Origin of the sequence: Acidiphilium multivorum AIU301, from assembly GCF_000202835.1 — a bacterium.
GTDB lineage: Bacteria > Pseudomonadota > Alphaproteobacteria > Acetobacterales > Acetobacteraceae > Acidiphilium > Acidiphilium multivorum.
This window is the reverse complement of the sequence record NC_015186.1, coordinates 992,799-1,009,163: the sequence shown is the minus strand read 5'-3', so window position 1 is coordinate 1,009,163 and position 16,365 is coordinate 992,799. Positions and strand designations below refer to the sequence as shown.

The 16,365-nt window shown below is 71.7% G+C and carries 14 protein-coding genes; 10 read left to right on the top strand and 4 right to left on the bottom strand.

Annotated features, from left to right (window positions below; all coding sequences use genetic code 11):
* Nucleotides 1-59: 59 nt before the first annotated feature.
* Together ACMV_RS04375 and betC are read right to left on the bottom strand one after the other, a co-directional pair.
* Nucleotides 60-1,115, bottom strand: a complete 1,056-nt coding sequence (locus ACMV_RS04375; protein ID WP_007422822.1) for a GlxA family transcriptional regulator — start codon at nucleotides 1,113-1,115, stop codon at nucleotides 60-62.
* Nucleotides 1,116-1,235: 120 nt separating this feature from the next.
* Nucleotides 1,236-2,789, bottom strand: a complete 1,554-nt coding sequence (gene betC / locus ACMV_RS04370; protein ID WP_172637321.1) for a choline-sulfatase — start codon at nucleotides 2,787-2,789, stop codon at nucleotides 1,236-1,238.
* Nucleotides 2,790-2,891: 102 nt separating this feature from the next.
* On the opposite strand from betC, the gene ACMV_RS04365 reads away from it, so the two are divergent.
* Nucleotides 2,892-3,830 carry a LysR substrate-binding domain-containing protein gene (locus ACMV_RS04365; protein ID WP_231295372.1) on the top strand — a complete coding sequence of 313 codons (939 nt, stop codon included), beginning with the start codon at nucleotides 2,892-2,894 and terminating at the stop codon, nucleotides 3,828-3,830.
* Here ACMV_RS04365 and ubiG read toward each other — a convergent pair.
* Complete coding sequence (ubiG, locus tag ACMV_RS04360) at nucleotides 3,799-4,548, bottom strand: bifunctional 2-polyprenyl-6-hydroxyphenol methylase/3-demethylubiquinol 3-O-methyltransferase UbiG (RefSeq protein WP_007422819.1); 750 nt, start codon at nucleotides 4,546-4,548, stop codon at nucleotides 3,799-3,801. The genes ACMV_RS04365 and ubiG overlap by 32 nt on opposite strands.
* Before the next feature lie 97 nt (nucleotides 4,549-4,645).
* Here ubiG and ACMV_RS04355 point away from each other — a divergent pair, with 97 nt between their 5' ends.
* The 9 genes from ACMV_RS04355 to ACMV_RS04315 all read left to right on the top strand — a co-directional run bounded on the left by ACMV_RS04355 (nucleotide 4,646) and on the right by ACMV_RS04315 (nucleotide 15,624).
* Entirely contained in the window at nucleotides 4,646-5,863 is a 1,218-nt protein-coding gene (locus tag ACMV_RS04355) for an aspartate kinase (RefSeq protein WP_011941923.1), read from the top strand.
* The gene (locus tag ACMV_RS04350; protein WP_007422817.1) at nucleotides 5,860-6,897 is read left to right on the top strand and encodes an NAD(P)H-dependent flavin oxidoreductase; all 1,038 of its coding nucleotides are present in this window, start codon (nucleotides 5,860-5,862) and stop codon (nucleotides 6,895-6,897) included. The genes ACMV_RS04355 and ACMV_RS04350 overlap by 4 nt, the downstream gene beginning before the upstream one ends.
* Nucleotides 6,875-9,142 carry a phosphoenolpyruvate--protein phosphotransferase gene (gene ptsP / locus ACMV_RS04345; protein WP_011941924.1) on the top strand — a complete coding sequence of 756 codons (2,268 nt, stop codon included), beginning with the start codon at nucleotides 6,875-6,877 and terminating at the stop codon, nucleotides 9,140-9,142. Before ACMV_RS04350 ends, ptsP begins: the two co-directional genes overlap by 23 nt.
* A 120-nt stretch (nucleotides 9,143-9,262) precedes the next feature.
* Nucleotides 9,263-10,576, top strand: a complete 1,314-nt coding sequence (locus ACMV_RS04340) for a helix-turn-helix domain-containing protein (RefSeq protein WP_013639670.1) — start codon at nucleotides 9,263-9,265, stop codon at nucleotides 10,574-10,576.
* A gap of 22 nt (nucleotides 10,577-10,598) precedes the next feature.
* Complete coding sequence (gene ispG, locus ACMV_RS04335) at nucleotides 10,599-11,723, top strand: flavodoxin-dependent (E)-4-hydroxy-3-methylbut-2-enyl-diphosphate synthase (protein ID WP_011941926.1); 1,125 nt, start codon at nucleotides 10,599-10,601, stop codon at nucleotides 11,721-11,723.
* An 83-nt stretch (nucleotides 11,724-11,806) separates the two neighbouring features.
* A complete protein-coding gene (gene hisS, locus ACMV_RS04330) occupies nucleotides 11,807-13,042 on the top strand; it encodes a histidine--tRNA ligase (RefSeq protein ID WP_013639669.1) in 1,236 nt (411 codons plus the stop codon).
* Between the two features lie 12 nt (nucleotides 13,043-13,054).
* On the top strand, nucleotides 13,055-14,113 hold the full coding sequence (gene prfA, locus ACMV_RS04325; RefSeq protein WP_013639668.1) for a peptide chain release factor 1: 1,059 nt from the start codon (nucleotides 13,055-13,057) through the stop codon (nucleotides 14,111-14,113).
* The gene (prmC, locus tag ACMV_RS04320) at nucleotides 14,110-14,952 is read left to right on the top strand and encodes a peptide chain release factor N(5)-glutamine methyltransferase (RefSeq protein WP_013639667.1); all 843 of its coding nucleotides are present in this window, start codon (nucleotides 14,110-14,112) and stop codon (nucleotides 14,950-14,952) included. The genes prfA and prmC overlap by 4 nt, the downstream gene beginning before the upstream one ends.
* Before the next feature lie 240 nt (nucleotides 14,953-15,192).
* The gene (locus ACMV_RS04315) at nucleotides 15,193-15,624 is read left to right on the top strand and encodes a DUF4167 domain-containing protein (RefSeq protein WP_011941930.1); all 432 of its coding nucleotides are present in this window, start codon (nucleotides 15,193-15,195) and stop codon (nucleotides 15,622-15,624) included.
* Nucleotides 15,625-15,654: 30 nt separating this feature from the next.
* On the opposite strand, the gene ACMV_RS04310 is transcribed toward ACMV_RS04315, so the two are convergent.
* Entirely contained in the window at nucleotides 15,655-16,344 is a 690-nt protein-coding gene (locus ACMV_RS04310; RefSeq protein WP_007423792.1) for a tyrosine-protein phosphatase, read from the bottom strand.
* Nucleotides 16,345-16,365 lie beyond the last annotated feature (21 nt).

Sequence of the window (16,365 nt, the reverse complement as noted above, 5' to 3'; positions counted from 1 at the left end):
CGCCAGAACGATTTCGCAGCCCCCTCGCATGGCGGCCATGCGCTGCTCACATGCGCGGATCAGAACGGACGCGGCCCCGCATGCATCGCGACCGCCTCGGCGCCGCCGCCGTCGCGCCCGGCCATGCCCGGCCGCATCTGCGAGGGCGACAGCCCGTGCAGCGCCTTGAACTGGCGGGAGAAATGCGCGCAGTCCGAGAAGCCGGCCTCCAGCGCGATATCCGTGACCGAGCGGCCCGTCGTCTCCAGCAGCCAGCGCGCGTAACGCAGCCGCAGCGTGCGGTAGAGCAGCGAGGGCCGTTGCCCGAGCGCCGATTCGAAGCGCCGCTCCAGCTGCCGCGTCGACAGGTCGAGCCGCCGCGCGATGGTCGCAATCGGCACCGGGTCGGAGAGGTTCTGCTCCATCATCAGCAGCGCGCGCCGCACCTGCTCGTCGGCCACCTCGTGCGCCACCGGCGGGTGCGGCTGCACCGCCCCCTCGCCGCGCGTGCGCGTCAGCTGCAGCACCTGGTGCGGCTTCTGCGCGAGCCGGCTGCCGAGATGCCGCTCGATCAGCAGCGCCGCGAGATCCGCCGCCCCGGCCCCGCCGGCGCAGGTGATCCGGTCGCCGTCGATCTCGAACAGCCGGTCGCCGGTCACCTCGTGGTCGGGGAAGGCCGCGCGGAAATCCTGGTAGTGCAGCCAGCTCACGCAGACCCGCCGCCCCTGCATCAGCCCCGCCTGGCAGAGCAGGAAACTGCCGTTGCAGATGCCGACCAGCTTCACCCCCGCCGCGGCGGCGCGCTTGAGATAGGCGCAGAGCGGTGCCGCGTTCTGGTTCAGCCCGGCCAGCAGCCCGCCGATCACGACGACGTAGTCGAACCCGGCCGGGTCGAGGAAGGTCGCGCCCGGCAGCACCTGCACCCCGCAGCTCGCGCGGATCGGCGCGGCGCTGTCGGACATGATCGTCCAGCGGCAATGGATCGGGCGCGAGAAATCCGATTCGTCGGCGGCGAGCCGCAGCGTGTCGACGAACATCGACAGCGCCGAGAGGGTGAAGTCATGGGCGAGCAGGATGCCGACCGAAAGCGGTCGCCGCTCCTCGCCCCTTTGTGCGTTCGCTGCCCTTCCGTTCATGGCCCTGCTCCACGATCTCGCCGCATACGAGCCATGCGGCGGAACCGCATATCACCACACTCGCGCGGATCGCGATACGGAAATCATGCATCCCGCATCGCGCCGCATCGCGCCGGCGGGTCAGTCCCCCGCCGGCCGGGGAAACCGCGCCCGCTTCTCGAGGTCGCCGAGCCGCATGTGGTTGCGCATGTACTGTTCCGAGGCATCGACGAAGGGCTGGAAATCCCACGACTTCCGCCGCCCCTGCCGCAGCGCCGCGTCGATGAAGCGCCGCCGCGCCTGGCTCGCCAGCACCGCGCGATGCACCGCGTCGAGGTCCCAGCGCGCCGCCACCTCGGCGCGGAACGCGGCCACCAGCGCCGCGTGCTCCGGCGCCGCCGCGAGGTTCGCCCGCTCGTCCGGATCGGCCTCGAGGTCGAAGAGCTGGTCCGGATCGGCCGGGCAATGGATGAACTTGTGCCGCCCGCGCCGGATCATCACGATCGGCGCGATCGCCCCCTCGGCGAGATATTCGCCGAACGCGCCGTCATGCCCGCCGCGCCCTTCGAGATGGCCGAGCAGCGAGGTCCCGTCGCAGGCGAGCCCCGCCGGGATCCTCCCGCCGCCGAGCCCGACCAGCGTCGGCAGCATGTCGACCGAGGACACCGCCGCCCCCACCCGCGCCGGCGCGAACCGCCCCGGCGCATGCACGATCAGCGGAATCCGGCACGCGTCCTCGAAGAAGCTCATCTTGTACCAGAGCCCGTGCTCGCCGAGCAGCTCGCCGTGATCGGCGGTCATCACCGTCACCGTCCGCGCCGCGAGCCCGCACGCCTCGACCGTCTCGCGCAGCCGGCCGAGCTGGCGGTCGACGAAGGAGATCGCCGCGTAATAGGCGTGCCGCGCGTTGCGCACCTGCGCCTCGGTCACCGGCTCGTTGTCCATGTTCGACACGTGGCGCAGCCGCAGCGAATGCGGGTCCATCGAAGCCGGCGCCGTCCGCACCCGCGGCATGTCGATCGCGTCGTGGTCGTAGAGGTTCCAGTATTCCTCCGTCATCGCGAAGGGATCGTGCGGATGCGTCAGCGACACCACCATGCAGAACGGCCGCCCGTCGTCATCGCGCGCGAGGTCGAACAGCTTCTGCCGCGCCGCGAACACCACCTCGTCGTCATAGTCCATCTGGTTGGTCCGCACGCACAGCCCCGCCTCGCGCACCGAGCTCATGTCGTGGTACCAGCTCGGCCGCGTCGCGAAATCGGTCCAGTCCGGCGTCCAGCCGAAATCGGCCGGGTAGATGTCGGTGGTCAGCCGCTCCTCGAATCCGTGCATCTGGTCCGGCCCGCAGAAATGCATCTTGCCGGACAGGATCGTGCGGTATCCGGCGGCGCGCATGTGGTGCGCGAAGCTCGGCAGCATCGCCGGAAACTCGGCCGCGTTGTCGAAGGCGCCGATCGCCGAGGGCAGCTGCCCGCTCATGAACACGTAGCGCGAGGGGCCGCAGAGCGGGCTGTTGCAATAGGCGTTGTCGAACACCACCCCGCCGGCGGCGAGCGCGTCGATATTGGGCGTCAGCGCGACCTGGTTGCCATAGGCCGGCAGCGCCCGCGCGCCGAGCTGGTCGGCCATCACGATCAGGATATTGGGCCGCCCGTCCGCCGCCTTGTCTGCTCCGTTGCCATCAACCCCAGGCATCATCTCTCGCCATCTCCCCTTGCGTCCAATATCGATCCGGCGGCACGCTGCCTTGAAACCGGGCCCGCTTGAAGACCGAATCGATGAATGGAACCCATCAGCATGGCTAATGGCAACTGGCGCGCCGCGCTGCCCGCCCTCGCGGTGTTCGAGGCGGCGGCCCGGCATCTCAATTTCAGCCGCGCCGCCCGCGAGCTCGGCGCCACCCAGCCCGCGGTCAGCCACCAGGTCGGCTGGCTCGAGGCGCATCTCGGCTGCCGCCTGTTCCACCGCCGCCATCGCGGCGTCAGCCTGACGCCGGAGGGGCAGATCCTGTTCGAGGCGGCGGCGGCCACGCGCGCCGCGGTCGAGCGCGCGCGGGACGACATCCGCGCCCTGTCCGGCCAGCGCCCGCTGACCGTCGCCACCGATTACGGCTTCGCCGGCGATTGGCTGATCCCCCGCCTCGGCGCCTTCGCCGCCGCCGCCCCGGCGACCGAGCTGCGCATCGTCGCCTCGCAATTCCTCGCCGACCCGCTGGCCGACCCCGCCGATGTCGCGATCCTGATGGGAACCGGCGCCTGGCCGGGCCGGGCCGCGCACCTGCTGTTCCGCGAAACCGTCTCGGCGGTGGCGAGCCCCGCCCTATTGCGTGTTCCCGCCGGCCCGGCGGACCTCGCCCGGATGCGCCTGCTGCATCTCGAACCCCGCCACCCGGCGCCCTGGCTCACCTGGCGCGGCTGGTTCGCCGCCCACGGCATCGACCGCCCGCCCCGCCCGGGCGACGCCACGTTCGACACCTATTCCCTGGTCCAGCAGGCGGCGATCGCCGGCCAGGGCATCGCCCTCGGCTGGCACCCGCTGATCGCCGGCGCGCTGGAAACCGGCCGCCTCGCCTGCGCCGCCGCCCCGCCGGTCACCACCGGCCTCGGCTATTACCTGCTGGAAAACCCGGCCCGCCGCCCGCCCGGCCTCGCCGCCTTCCGCGACTGGCTGCTCGCCGCCTGCCGCGACTCCGAAGCGGCCGGCCTCAGCCCGCCACCGCCATCGCGATGTAGTTGATCCGCGTATCCCGGGCGATGCGGAATCCGCCCGCCAGCGGCGCCGGCACCATCCCCGCCGTCGCCGCCAGCCGCAGCCCGGCGGCGCGGCACATCGCGGCCAGCTCCCCCGGCGTGACGAATTTCCGCCAGTCATGCGTGCCGGGCGGCGCCAGGCCCAGCACATACTCCGCCGCGTATTTTGCAAAAACAATCGATTGCGGCGTTCTGTTCAGTGTTGAGATGAACAGCAACCCGCCCGGCTTCAGCAGCCCCGCCAGCGTGTCGAGAAACCCCTGCGGGTCCGGTACGTGCTCGATCACCTCCAGCGCCGTCACCACGTCGAACCGCGCGCCGGCTTCGGCCAGCGCGTCCGCCGTGGTCGCGCGGTAGTCGATCCCGAGTCCCTGCGCCTCGGCATGCGCCCGCGCCGCGGCGATCGCCTCGCCCGCGGCGTCGATCGCCGTCACCCTGCATCCGGCGCGGGTCAGGCTTTCCGCCAGCAGCCCCGCGCCGCAGCCGACATCGAGCACCGCCACCCCCGCCGCGCCGCCGCGCGCCGCGGCGACATGGTCGAGGATCCACCGGCTGCGCGCCGGATTCATCGCGTGCAGCGCGCGCATCGGCCCGTGCCGGTCCCACCAGCGCGCCGCCAGCGCGTCGAATTTCCGCACCTCCGCCGCGTCCGCCCGTCCGGCGCCCTGCCCGTCATCCATGCTCACGTCCTCTTCCGCCCGCATTGCCCTTCTCCCTGCCGCTCGCTATGTGAGCCTGCCGGGAGACGGCAGCAAGCGCCGCTCCCGCGTCGATACCAGTTTCACGGCAAGATCGGATCACATGGCGCGCATCGTGATGAAATTCGGCGGCACATCGGTCGCCGATCTGGACCGGATTCGCAACGTCGCCGCGCGCGTCAAGCGCGTGGTGGACGAGGGGCACGAGGTCGCGGTCGTCACCTCGGCGATGGCCGGCGCCACCAACCAGCTCGTCGCCTGGTGCCAGGAGCTTTCCCCGCTCTACGACGCGCGGGAATACGACACGGTGGTCGCCACCGGCGAGCAGGTCACCATCGGCCTGCTCGCCGTCGCGCTGCAGACCATCGGCGTCGATGCCCGCTCCTGGACCGGCTGGCAGATCCCCATCCGCACCGACGGCCAGCACGGCAAGGCGCGGATCGACGCGATCGACGGCGCCGAGCTGATCCGCCGCATGCAGATGGGCCAGGTCCCGGTGATCGCCGGCTTCCAGGGCATCGGGCCGGACAACCGCGTCACCACCCTCGGCCGCGGCGGGTCGGACACCTCGGCCGTCGCCGTCGCCGCCGCGGTGAAGGCCGACCGCTGCGACATCTACACCGATGTCGACGGCGTCTACACCACCGACCCGCGCATCGTCCCCAAGGCGCGCAAGCTGCCCGCCATCGCCTATGAGGAGATGTTGGAACTCGCCTCGGTTGGTGCGAAGGTATTACAGACCCGCTCCGTCGAACTCGCGATGAAGGAGCGTGTGCGGGTGCAGGTTCTCTCCAGCTTCACGGATGCGCCGGGAACGCTGGTCGTTGATGAGGATGAAATCGTGGAACAGGAAATCGTCGCCGGCATCGCCTATTCGCGGGACGAGGCCAAGGTCACCGTCCGCCGCGTGCCCGACCGCCCCGGCGTCGCCGCCTCGGTGTTCGGCCCGCTCGCCGAGGCCGGCATCAATGTCGACATGATCGTGCAGAACGTCTCCGCCGACGGCACCACGGACATGACCTTCACCCTCAACAAGACCGAGCTGCCCCGCGCCCGCCTCGTGCTCGACGAGAAGCGCGACGAGATCGGCTTCGCCGAACTCGCGACCGACCCCGACGTCGCCAAGATCTCCGTCGTCGGCGTCGGCATGCGCAGCCATGCGGGCGTCGCCGGCACCATGTTCCGCTCGCTCGCCGCCCGCGGCATCAACATCCAGGTGATCTCCACCAGCGAGATCAAGGTCAGCGTGCTGATCGACGCCGAATACACCGAGCTCGCCGTCCGCGCCCTGCACACCGCCTACGGGCTGGACGTCGCATGAGCGCGCTCGATCCGCTCTGGGCCCGCGGCCGCGCCTTCCTCGGCACCGAGACCGCGATCATGGGCGGCGCCATGAGCTGGGTCAGCGAGCGCCACCTCGTCTCCGCCATCTCCAATGCCGGCGGCTTCGGCGTCATTGCCTGCGGCTCGATGACCCCCGAACTGCTCGACGCCGAGATCGCCGCGACCAAGGCGCTCACCACGAAGCCCTTCGGCGTCAACCTGATCACCATGCACCCGCAGCTGCTGGAGCTGATCGCGGTCTGCGTCCGCCACGGCGTGGGCCATGTCGTCCTCGCCGGCGGCCTGCCCTCCGCCGCCGCGGTCCGCGCGGTGAAGGAGGGCGGCGCGAAGCTCGTCTGCTTCGCCCCCGCTTTGGTGCTCGCGAAACGCCTCATCCGCAGCGGCGCCGACGCGCTGGTGATCGAGGGCTCCGAGGCCGGCGGCCATATCGGCCCGGTCTCGCTCGCCGTGCTGGCGCAGGAAATCCTGCCCGTCATCACCGAGGTCCCGGTCTTCGTCGCCGGCGGCATCGGCCGCGGCGAGGCGATCCTCGCCTTCCTCGAAATGGGCGCCGCCGGCGTGCAGCTCGGCACCCGCTTCGCCGCCTCCGCCGAGAGCATCGCCCACCCCAATTTCAAGGCCGCCTTCCTGAAGGCGAACGCGCGCGACGCGATTCCCTCGGTCCAGCTCGACGCCCGCTTCCCGGTCATCCCGGTGCGCGGCCTCGCCAATGCCGGCACCGCCCGCTTCGTCGAGCACCAGGCCGAGACCATCCGCCGCTTCCAGGCCGGCGAGCTCGACAAGGAGCAGGCCCAGCTCTCGATCGAGCATTTCTGGGCCGGCGCCCTCCGCCGCGCGGTGATCGAGGGCGATGTCGAGCAGGGCTCGGTGATGGCCGGCCAGTCGGTCGGCATGGTCACCGCGATCCAGCCGGTGGCCGAGATCATCGCCGAACTCATCGCCCAGGCCGACGCCGCCTTCGCCGCGCGCGCCACCGTCCGCCAGCCGGATGCCTCGATCGAAGCGGCCTAAGGGCGCGCCCCGCCCGCGCACCATCCCGCTCGCCGCCTCGCGGCGGCTGTTCGCGAAGCTGCGCGAACGGCTGAGCGCGGGCAATTCCAGCCTGGCCGAGCTGGTCGAGCTGATCGCCGCCGAACTCGCGGTCGAGGTCTGCTCGGTCTATGTCGCCCGCGCCGGCGAAATGCTCGAACTCGCCGCCACCCACGGGCTGCGCATCGCCGCGGTCGGCCACACGCGGGTGCGGGTGGGCGAGGGCATCATCGGCCTCGCCGCCGCCAAGGGCGAGGCGCTCAACCTGCCGGACGCGCAGAACCACCCCGAATTCGCCTACCGCCCCGAAACCGGCGAGGAGCGCTACGCCTCGATGCTCGCGGTGCCGATCCGCCGCGCCGGCCGCACCCTCGGCGTCATCGCGGTGCAGAATTCCGAGCCCCGCGTCTACACTCCGCTCGAGGTCGAGACGATCTCGACCATCGCCATGCTGATCGGCGAGATCCTCGCCAGCCAGGGTGCGGCCGACATCGCCGCCGCCGGCTTCGGCGACGCGCTGGCCCGGCGCTATTCCGGCCATCCGCTCGCCCCCGGCATCGTCCGCGGCACCGCCCTGCCCTTCGGCCGCTCGCCCGGCCCGCGCCACGTCCTCGCGGAAGACACCGCGGCCGAGCTCGTCCGCCTCGACCAGGCGATGGCCGATGCCGAAACCTCGCTCGACAGCCTGGTCTCCGAGCACCTGCCCACCGGCCACGCCACCCGCGAGGTGCTGGAGGCCTATCGCCTGATCTCGCAGGGCACCGGCTGGCTCGAGCGCGTCCGCGCCGCGATCAATGACGGCCTGACCGCCGAGGCCGCGGTCGACCAGGTCGGCAGCGAGCTGCGCCGGCGCATGCGCAAGGTGGCCGACCCCTATCTGCGCGAGCGCGTCGCCGATATCGAGGACATGATCGAGCGCATGCTCGCCGCCCTCGGCGCCGGCACCGCGAAGCCGGAGGATGCGCGCGGCATGGTCCTGGTCTGCCGCCGCCTCGGCCCCGCCGAACTGCTCGACTGGCACCAGCGCGGCATCGCCGGCGTCGCGATCGAGGAGGCCAGCACCGGCGGCCACGCCGCGATCCTCGCCCGCGCGCTGGAAATCCCCGCCATCGCCGTCGAGGCCGGCGCGACCGAGGCCGCCCGCCAGGGCGATCCCGTGCTGCTCGACGCCGAATCCGGCGCCCTCATCCTCCGCCCCGACCCCGAGGTCACCGCGCTGTATGACCGCGCCCTCGCCGCCCGCGGCGCCCGCGCCGCCGAGCTCGCCGTCTTCCGCGACCGTCCGGCCCGCACCCGGGACGGCACCGAGGTCACGCTGATGCTCAATGTCGGCCTCGCCTTCGAGATCGACCAGCTCACCCGCACCGGCGCCGAGGGCATCGGCCTCTACCGCACCGAGATCGCCGCCCTCGCCGCCGCCCGCGTCCCCGGCGTCGCCGCCCAGGCGGCCGAGTACCGCCGCGTCCTCCAGCGCGCCGACGGCAAGCGCGTCGTCTTCCGCACGCTCGATCTCGGCGCCGACAAGCTTCTCCCCGGCGAGGCCGACGACCAGGTGGAAAACCCGGCGATGGGCTGGCGCTCGCTGCGCGTCGGGCTCGACCGTCCGGCCATCCTGCGCAAGCAGCTCCGCGCCCTGCTGATGGGCGCGGCCGGACTCGATCTCTCGGTGATGTTCCCGATGGTGGCGACGGTCGCCGAATTCCGCGCCGCGCGCGACCTGCTCGAGGCCGAGGCCGCCCGGCTCGACGAGATGCCGAACCGCATCGAGATCGGCACGATGCTCGAAGTGCCCTCGCTGCTGTTCCAGCTCCCCGGCCTGCTCGCCGAGGCCGATTTCGTCTCCCTCGGCACCAACGACCTGATGCAGTTCCTCTTCGCCGCCGATCGCGGCACGCCGAAGCTCGCCGGCCGTTACGACGTGCTCTCCGCCCCGGTGCTCGAACTGATCGAGGGTCTCGCCGCCGCCTGCGCCGAGGAGGAGGTCGGTTTCTCGATCTGCGGCGAGTCCGCCGGCCGCCCGCTCGATGCCCTGGTCTTCGCCGCCATCGGGGTCGACACGCTGTCGATGTCCGGCGCCTCGATCCTGCCGGTCAAGGCGCTGTTCGCCGAGGCCGACCTCGCCGCCCTGCGCCCGGTGCTGCGCGAACTCCGCCGCGCCGGCGCCGCCGGCAGCTCGCTGCGCGAGCCGCTCACCGCCTGGGCGCGGGAGCACGGTTTGCCGATCTAGCCCGAACGCGCTACAGGGGGCATATCGCATCCGATACCGTACGGGACAGGCGGGCACCGGTGGCGCTCCGGTGCGATCCCGGCGCGGCGTGACCCGACCCTAACCGTTCCACGAGCTTTCATGGGTACTATGAACGGCGACCACGATTTCGACCTGACCATCCCCGCCCCCCATGCGACGGTTTCCCGGGGTCCCGCGAGTGTCGGCGCCGAATTGCGCGCCGTCCGCGAGCGGCTCGGCTGGAAACTGCCGGACATCGCCGCGCGGCTGAAGATCCGGCGGGTCTTCCTCGAAGCCATCGAGGCCGGCAACCTCGCCGCCCTGCCGGCGCCGACCTATGCCGCCGGGTTCATCCGCTCCTATGCCGAGGCGATGGGGCTCGACCCCGAGGAAATCCTCCGCCGCTTCCGCGCCGAGGGCATGACCCGCCCGCGCCAGCCGGACCTCGCCTTTCCCCAGCCGGTGCCGGACCGCGCGGTGCCGCCCGGCGCCGTGCTCTTCGTCGTCGCGGTCATCGGCATCGCCGGCTATTTCCTCTGGTACCGCCATTCCGAGCACGAGCTGAAAATGGCGCGGATGGTCCCCGCGGTGCCGGCCAAGCTCGCGCCGCTCGCCGTCCCCAAATCCCCGCCCGCGCCCAAGGCCGCTGCCGCGCCCGCGGCACCGCCCGCGAGCAGCGGCGCCACGCCCGACCAGCTCGCCGCGAACGGTGCCGCCGCCCCGGCCGCATCCGCGTCCGGCCCCTCCACATCGGGCCCGTTCACCTCAAGCCAGTCCGCGTCGGACCAGACCGCGTCGGGCCAGTCCGCATCGGGCGAGACCACGTCCGGCGCATCCGCGTCCGGCACGTCCGCCGCCGGCCAGTCCGCGCCTGCGGCCGCCACGCCGGACCAGACCGCGTCCTCCGCCAACGCGCCGGCCTCCCTGGCCGCCGGCGGCGCCACGTCCGGCACCGCCAGCGGCGGATCGGGCGGGTCGACAACCGCCATGTCATCGTCCGCCTCGGCATCTTCGGCCACGTCATCGTCCGGCGCGTCATCGGCCTCCGGCGGCGCCACGCCCGGATCGGCGACCCCGGCGCCGGCGACCCCGGCGCCGGCCACCCCGGGCGCCGGCACGGCGACCTCCGCCACCGCGATCGCCGGCGCCAACCCGCTGGTCATCAGCGCCAGCGCCGATAGCTGGGTCCAGGTCCGCGGCCCGCACGGCACCATCCTGTTCAGCCGCGTGCTGAAGGCCGGCCAGTCCTGGCCGGTGCCGAACGAGCCGGGCCTGACCCTGACCACCGGCAATGCGGGCGGCACAGAGCTGGTCCGCAACGGCGCCGCCGGCTCCCCCCTCGGAAAGCCGGGCGTGGTTCTCCACAATATACCACTGACGCCGCCGGCCTCCGGCAGCGCCGCCGCCCCCTCCGGCGCCTCCACCGCGCAGTAACCCCTCCACGGAAGCGAGCCCGATGAATTACCGCGAATACCAGCAGATCGTCCGCCGCAAGTCGCGGCAGATCAGCGTCGGCCCGGTCAAGGTCGGCGGCGACGCGCCGATCACCGTGCAGACCATGACCAACACGCCGACCGACGATGTCGCCGCCACGGTGGCGCAGATCCACCGCGCCGAGCGCGCCGGGGTCGACATCGTCCGCGTCTCCTGCCCCGACGAGGCGGCCACCGCCGCCCTCGCCGACATCGTGCGCCAGGTGAACGTCCCCATCGTCGCCGACATCCATTTCCACTACCGCCGCGCGATCGAGGCGGCGAAGGCCGGCGCCGCCTGCCTGCGCATCAACCCCGGCAATATCGGCAGCGCCGAGCGCGTGCGCGAGGTCGTCGCCGCCGCCCGCGACCACGGCTGCTCCATCCGCATCGGCGTCAACGCCGGCTCGCTGGAGAAGCACCTGCTCGAGAAATACGGCGAGCCGAACCCCGACGCCCTGGTCGAATCCGCCCTCGAACACGCGAAGATCCTGCAGGATCACGACTTCCACGAATTCAAGATCAGCGTGAAGGCGTCCGACGTGTTCATGGCCGTCGCCGCCTACCAGCAGCTCGCCGAGGTCTGCGACCACCCGCTCCACATCGGCATCACCGAGGCCGGCGGGCGGCGCACCGGCACGGTCAAATCCTCGATCGGCCTGGGCTCGCTGCTTTGGGCCGGCATCGGCGACACGATGCGCGTCTCCCTCTCCGCCGAGCCGGAGGAAGAGGTCGCCGTCGGCTGGGACATCCTGAAGTCGCTCGGCATCCGCCATCGCGGCGTGCGTGTCATCTCCTGCCCCTCCTGCGCCCGCCAGGGCTTCAACGTGATCGACACGGTGGCCCAGCTCGAAGACCGCCTCGCCCATATCGAGGAGCCGATCACCCTCTCCATCATCGGCTGCGTGGTCAACGGGCCGGGCGAGGCGCTGATGACCGATCTCGGCGTCACCGGCGGCGGCAACGGCCGCCACATGGTCTACGCCGCCGGCAAGACCGACCACACGATCGAGGGGGCGGCGATGATCGACCATGTCGTGGAGCTGGTCGAACAGCGCGCCGCCCGCCTGCGCGAGGAAAAGGCGGCGGCGAAGCAGGCGGCGGAATAGCCCGCCCGCGCGCCGCGGACTGTTCAGCGGCGGCGATTTCCGGCAAACCACCGGCAATCTCCGCTGTCTGAAGGATATCCGCCTTGACCAAGCCCCAACCCGTGCGCGGCACCCAGGACATCATCGGCGAGGACGCGCGCCGGCATCACCACGTGGTCGAGACCGCCCGCCGCGTCGCCGGCCTCTACGGCGCCGCCGAATGGGCCACGCCGGTCTTCGAGCTCACCTCCGTCTTCGCCCGCAATCTCGGCGAAACCTCGGACGTGGTGACCAAGGAGATGTACACCTTCGAGGACCGCTCCGGCGAATCCGTCACGCTCCGCCCCGAGGGCACCGCCGGCGTCTGCCGCGCCCTGGTCTCCAACGGCCTCACCCAGACCCTGCCGCAGAAAATCTTCTACCAGGGCCCGATGTTCCGCTACGAGCGCCCGCAGAAGGGCCGCTACCGCCAGTTCCACCAGATCGGCCTCGAGATCATCGGCGCCGCCGAACCGCTGGCCGACGCCGAGGCGATCGCCTGCGGCCAGCAGATCCTCGACGAGCTCGGCGTCGGCGCCAGCATCACCCTGCACATCAACACGCTGGGCGACCGCGACAGCCGCGACGCCTACCGCACCGCCCTGGTCGACTATCTCTCCCGCTACGAATCCGAGCTTTCCGACGAGAGCAAGGTCCGCCTGGTCAAGAACCCGCTGCGCATCCTCGACACCAAGGATGCGAACGACATCCGCCTCCTCGCCGACGCCCCGCTTATCTACGACCACCTGAACCCCGCCTCCGCCGCGTTCTACGACGGTCTGAAGGCCGCGCTTTCCGCCTTCGGCATCGCCTTCGTCGAGAACCCGCGCATCGTCCGCGGCTTCGACTACTACAACCACACCGCCTTCGAATTCGTCTCCACCGCCCTCGGCGCGCAGGGCACCGTGCTCGGCGGCGGCCGCTACGACCAGCTGGTCGAGCAGATGGGCGGCCCGCCCACCCCCGGCGTCGGCTGGGCGGCGGGCATCGAGCGCCTCGCCATGCTGCTCGCCGCAACCCCCGCCACGCCGCGCCCCGTCGCCGTCATCCCGATGGGCGAGGCCGAGCAGACCGCCGCGATCGAGATCCTCGCCACCCTCCGCCGCGCCGGCATCGCCGCCGAGGCCGCCTATCGCGGCAACCTGAAGAAGCGTCTCGAACGCGCCAACCGCATCAACGCCCGCGCCGCCGTGCTGATCGGCGCGGACGAGCTCGCCCGCGGCGCCGTCACCCTGAAAACCCTCGACGACGGCGCCCAGCGCGAACTCCCCCGCGCCGAGCTTCTCGCCGCCCTCGGATGACCCGCTGACGCGATGACCCTTGAGCAAAAACTCGACCGTATCGTCCTCCGCGCCGAGGAGCTGCGCGCGATGCTCGCCGCCGGGGTCGATGGCGAGCGCTTCGTCGCCGCCTCGCGGGAGCTGGCCGAGATCGAGCCGGTCGAGCAGCAGATCCTCCTGCTCCGCGCCGCCGAGCGCGCCCGCGACGAGGCCGAGGCCGCCCGCGTCGATCCCGAGCTGCGCGAACTGGCCGATGCCGAGCTCGATTCCCTGCGCGAGACCCTGCCGCGGCTCGAACACGAGATCCGCCTCGCCCTCCTGCCGCGCGACGCCGCCGACGAACGCCCCGCCATCCTCGAAATCCGCCCCGCCGCCGGCGGCGACGAGGCCGCGCTGTTCGCCGCCGAGCTCTTCGCCGCCTATCGCCGCTACGCCGACCTGCGCGGCTGGCGCTTCGAGATCCTCGACTATACCGAGACCGAGCTCGGCGGCCTGCGCGAGGGCATCGCCGAAATCACCGGCCGCGCCGTCTTCGCCCGCCTCAAGTTCGAAAGCGGCGTCCACCGCGTCCAGCGCGTCCCCGCCACCGAAACCCAGGGCCGCATCCACACCTCCACCGTCACCGTCGCCGTCCTGCCCGAGGCGGAGGACGTCGATGTCGAGGTCAACGAGGCCGATCTCCGGATCGACGTCTTCCGCGCCTCCGGCGCCGGCGGCCAGCACGTCAACAAGACCGAGAGCGCCGTCCGCATCACCCATCTGCCCACCGGCATCGTCGTCGCCATGCAGGAGGAGCGCAGCCAGCACAAGAACCGCGCCAAGGCGATGAAGATCCTGCGCGCCCGGCTCTACGAGCAGACCCGCGCCGCCGCCGCCGCCGGCCGCGCCGCCGACCGCAAGTCCCAGGTCGGCACCGGCGACCGTTCCGAGCGCATCCGCACCTACAATTTCCCGCAAGGAAGGGTCACCGACCACCGGATCAACCTCACCCTGCACAAGATCGACCGCGTCATGCTCGGCGAGTTCGACGAGATCATCGACGCGCTGACCGAGGAAGACCAGGCCGCCCGCCTCGCCGCCGCCGGCGCATGATCCCGACCACCGAGGCCCTGCGCGAACTCGGCCGTATCCTCGCCGCGGGCGGCGTCGAGAACCCGACCCGCGAGGCCCGCCTGATCCTCGCCCACGCGCTCGGCGTCGATCTCGCCGCACTCTGGGCGCTCGACGAGGTCGACCCCGAACCCGCCTTCGCCCTCGCCCGCCGCCGCGCCGCCCGCGAGCCGCTGGCCTACATCACCGGCGCGAAGGGCTTCTGGAGCCTCGACCTCGCCGTCTCGCCCGCCACCCTCATCCCCCGGCCTGACACCGAAACCCTGATCGAGGCCGCGCTGCGCCACCGCCCCGACCGGCGCACGATCCGCACGATCCTCGATCTCGGCACCGGCACCGGCGCCCTGCTCCTCGCCGCCCTCGCCGAATACCCCGACGCCTTCGGCATCGGGATCGACCGCGTGCCCGCCGCCTGCGCCCTCGCCCGCGCCAACGCCGCCCGCACCGGCCTCGCCGCCCGCGCCGCCTTCTGCTGCGGCGACTGGGCCGACGCCCTCGCCGCCCGTTTCGACCTCATCCTCGCCAACCCGCCCTATATCCCGAGCGCCGACATCCCCGGCCTGATGGCGGAAGTCGCCGCCCACGAGCCCGCCTCCGCGCTCGATGGCGGCGCCGACGGGTTCGACGCCTATCGCCGCATCGTCGCCGATCTGCCCCGCCTGCTCGCCCCCGGCGGCCTCGCCATCCTCGAGGCCGGCATCGGCCAGGCCGCGCCGCTGGCCGCCCTCGCCGCCGCGCACGGGCTGGACGCCACCGCCGAACCCGACCTCGCCGGCATCCCCCGCGCCGTGATCATGGCAGCGCGGGAAAAATATTCGTGAAAAACCATTTGTCGATTCGGCCGAATCAGACTAGATATCCCTTGTATTCGGTGCCCGGCCTCATGCGGCCGGAGCGGCTTGTGTCAGATCGCTTCGTTCTGCGACGCGGTCCCGGTTCCACAAAAGCCGTATCGAAAATCGTTTGAACGACCAAGCCATGAGAGACGCTGCCCGGCTTCGACCAGGGAACCGACGGTCCGGTACGCGCATGGTCGCACTGAAACAGGATTACGCAACTCGATGAACATCAAACGTATGCGCGGGCGCAACAATCGTGGCGGCGGCGGCGGATTCCGCAACTACCAGAGCGGCGGCACCCCCCTCAACCGCAACCACGTCTTCGACAGCAACGGCCCCGAACAGCGGGTCCGCGGCACCGCCCAGCAGCTCTATGACAAGTACCAGCAGCTTGGCCGCGATGCCTCCGGCGCCGGCGACCGGGTCCTCGCCGAGAGCTATTTCCAGCACGCCGAGCATTATTTCCGCATCATTTCCGCGATGAACCAGGCCGCCCAGGCCCCGCACGGCAACGGCCATTCCCGCCGCGGCGATGCCCAGCCTGCCGAGGCGCAGGACGAGGCCGAACTCGTCGAAGCCGCCCCCGGTCTCGGCGAACAGCCGCCGACCGAAGCCCGCGAAATCCCGATCAGCGCCGCCCCGCCGGAGGCCTGACCGCCCGCCCCTGCCCGCGCCGCCGCCCGGTCACTCCCGGGCGAGCAGCCGGTCGTTGACGAACCGCGCGATCCGCCGGCCCGGCCGGTTGCGCGTCTCGCGCGCGTAGCGCTCGCGCAGCGCCTGCTCGCGATAGGCGTCGCGCACCCAGTCGAGAAACGCCATCCCGCCGCCCTCCTCCTCGTACATGTCGAGGAAGGCGTCCAGGATCCCGGTGTTCGACTGCCGTATATGGCCAAAGCGCAGGCTGAGCTGCCGCCGCGCCTCCGCCACGCTGCCGCCCTCGATCAGCACGAACAACGCACTCGCGATCCCCGCCCGGTCGGCGCCGGACTTGCAGTGCACCAGCGCCGGCCGCCGCATCGTGCGGATGATCTCGGCCAGCCGCAGGATGCGGTCGCGATGCGGCGCGCCGCGCGATTCCAGCGCCATGTCGTAGAAATCGAGCCCGAGCCGCCGCGCCGCCTCGCGCGAGAGCGCGTCCGATCCGTTGCGGCACTCGCCGCGCAGGTTGATCAGCGTGTTGATCCCGACCAGCCGGCGGAATTTCGCCAGCTGGAACGGCACCGGATGGTTCGATCGATACAGCGCGCCCGGCTTCACCGGAGCGAAATTGGTCCAGCCCAGCCGCAGCACGGCATGGTCGACGAACAGCGCGTCGATCCAGGCATTGCGCCGCCCCGCCGGGGTCGACAGGTCGCCGCGATAAATCGTGTCCATGCCGGCTGACTAGCAGGTATT

Excerpts from the sequence above, each read along its gene's own strand:
- ACMV_RS04375 (WP_007422822.1), bottom strand. The coding sequence starts at position 1,115 with ATGAACGGAAGGGCAGCGAACGCACAAAGGGGCGAGGAGCGGCGACCG.
- betC (WP_172637321.1), bottom strand. The coding sequence starts at position 2,789 with ATGCCTGGGGTTGATGGCAACGGAGCAGACAAGGCGGCGGACGGGCGG.
- ACMV_RS04365 (WP_231295372.1), top strand. The coding sequence starts at position 2,892 with ATGGCTAATGGCAACTGGCGCGCCGCGCTGCCCGCCCTCGCGGTGTTC.
- ubiG (WP_007422819.1), bottom strand. The coding sequence starts at position 4,548 with ATGCGGGCGGAAGAGGACGTGAGCATGGATGACGGGCAGGGCGCCGGA.
- ACMV_RS04355 (WP_011941923.1), top strand. The coding sequence starts at position 4,646 with ATGGCGCGCATCGTGATGAAATTCGGCGGCACATCGGTCGCCGATCTG.
- ACMV_RS04350 (WP_007422817.1), top strand. The coding sequence starts at position 5,860 with ATGAGCGCGCTCGATCCGCTCTGGGCCCGCGGCCGCGCCTTCCTCGGC.
- ptsP (WP_011941924.1), top strand. The coding sequence starts at position 6,875 with ATGCCTCGATCGAAGCGGCCTAAGGGCGCGCCCCGCCCGCGCACCATC.
- ACMV_RS04340 (WP_013639670.1), top strand. The coding sequence starts at position 9,263 with ATGGGTACTATGAACGGCGACCACGATTTCGACCTGACCATCCCCGCC.
- ispG (WP_011941926.1), top strand. The coding sequence starts at position 10,599 with ATGAATTACCGCGAATACCAGCAGATCGTCCGCCGCAAGTCGCGGCAG.
- prfA (WP_013639668.1), top strand. The coding sequence starts at position 13,055 with ATGACCCTTGAGCAAAAACTCGACCGTATCGTCCTCCGCGCCGAGGAG.
- prmC (WP_013639667.1), top strand. The coding sequence starts at position 14,110 with ATGATCCCGACCACCGAGGCCCTGCGCGAACTCGGCCGTATCCTCGCC.
- ACMV_RS04315 (WP_011941930.1), top strand. The coding sequence starts at position 15,193 with ATGAACATCAAACGTATGCGCGGGCGCAACAATCGTGGCGGCGGCGGC.
- ACMV_RS04310 (WP_007423792.1), bottom strand. The coding sequence starts at position 16,344 with ATGGACACGATTTATCGCGGCGACCTGTCGACCCCGGCGGGGCGGCGC.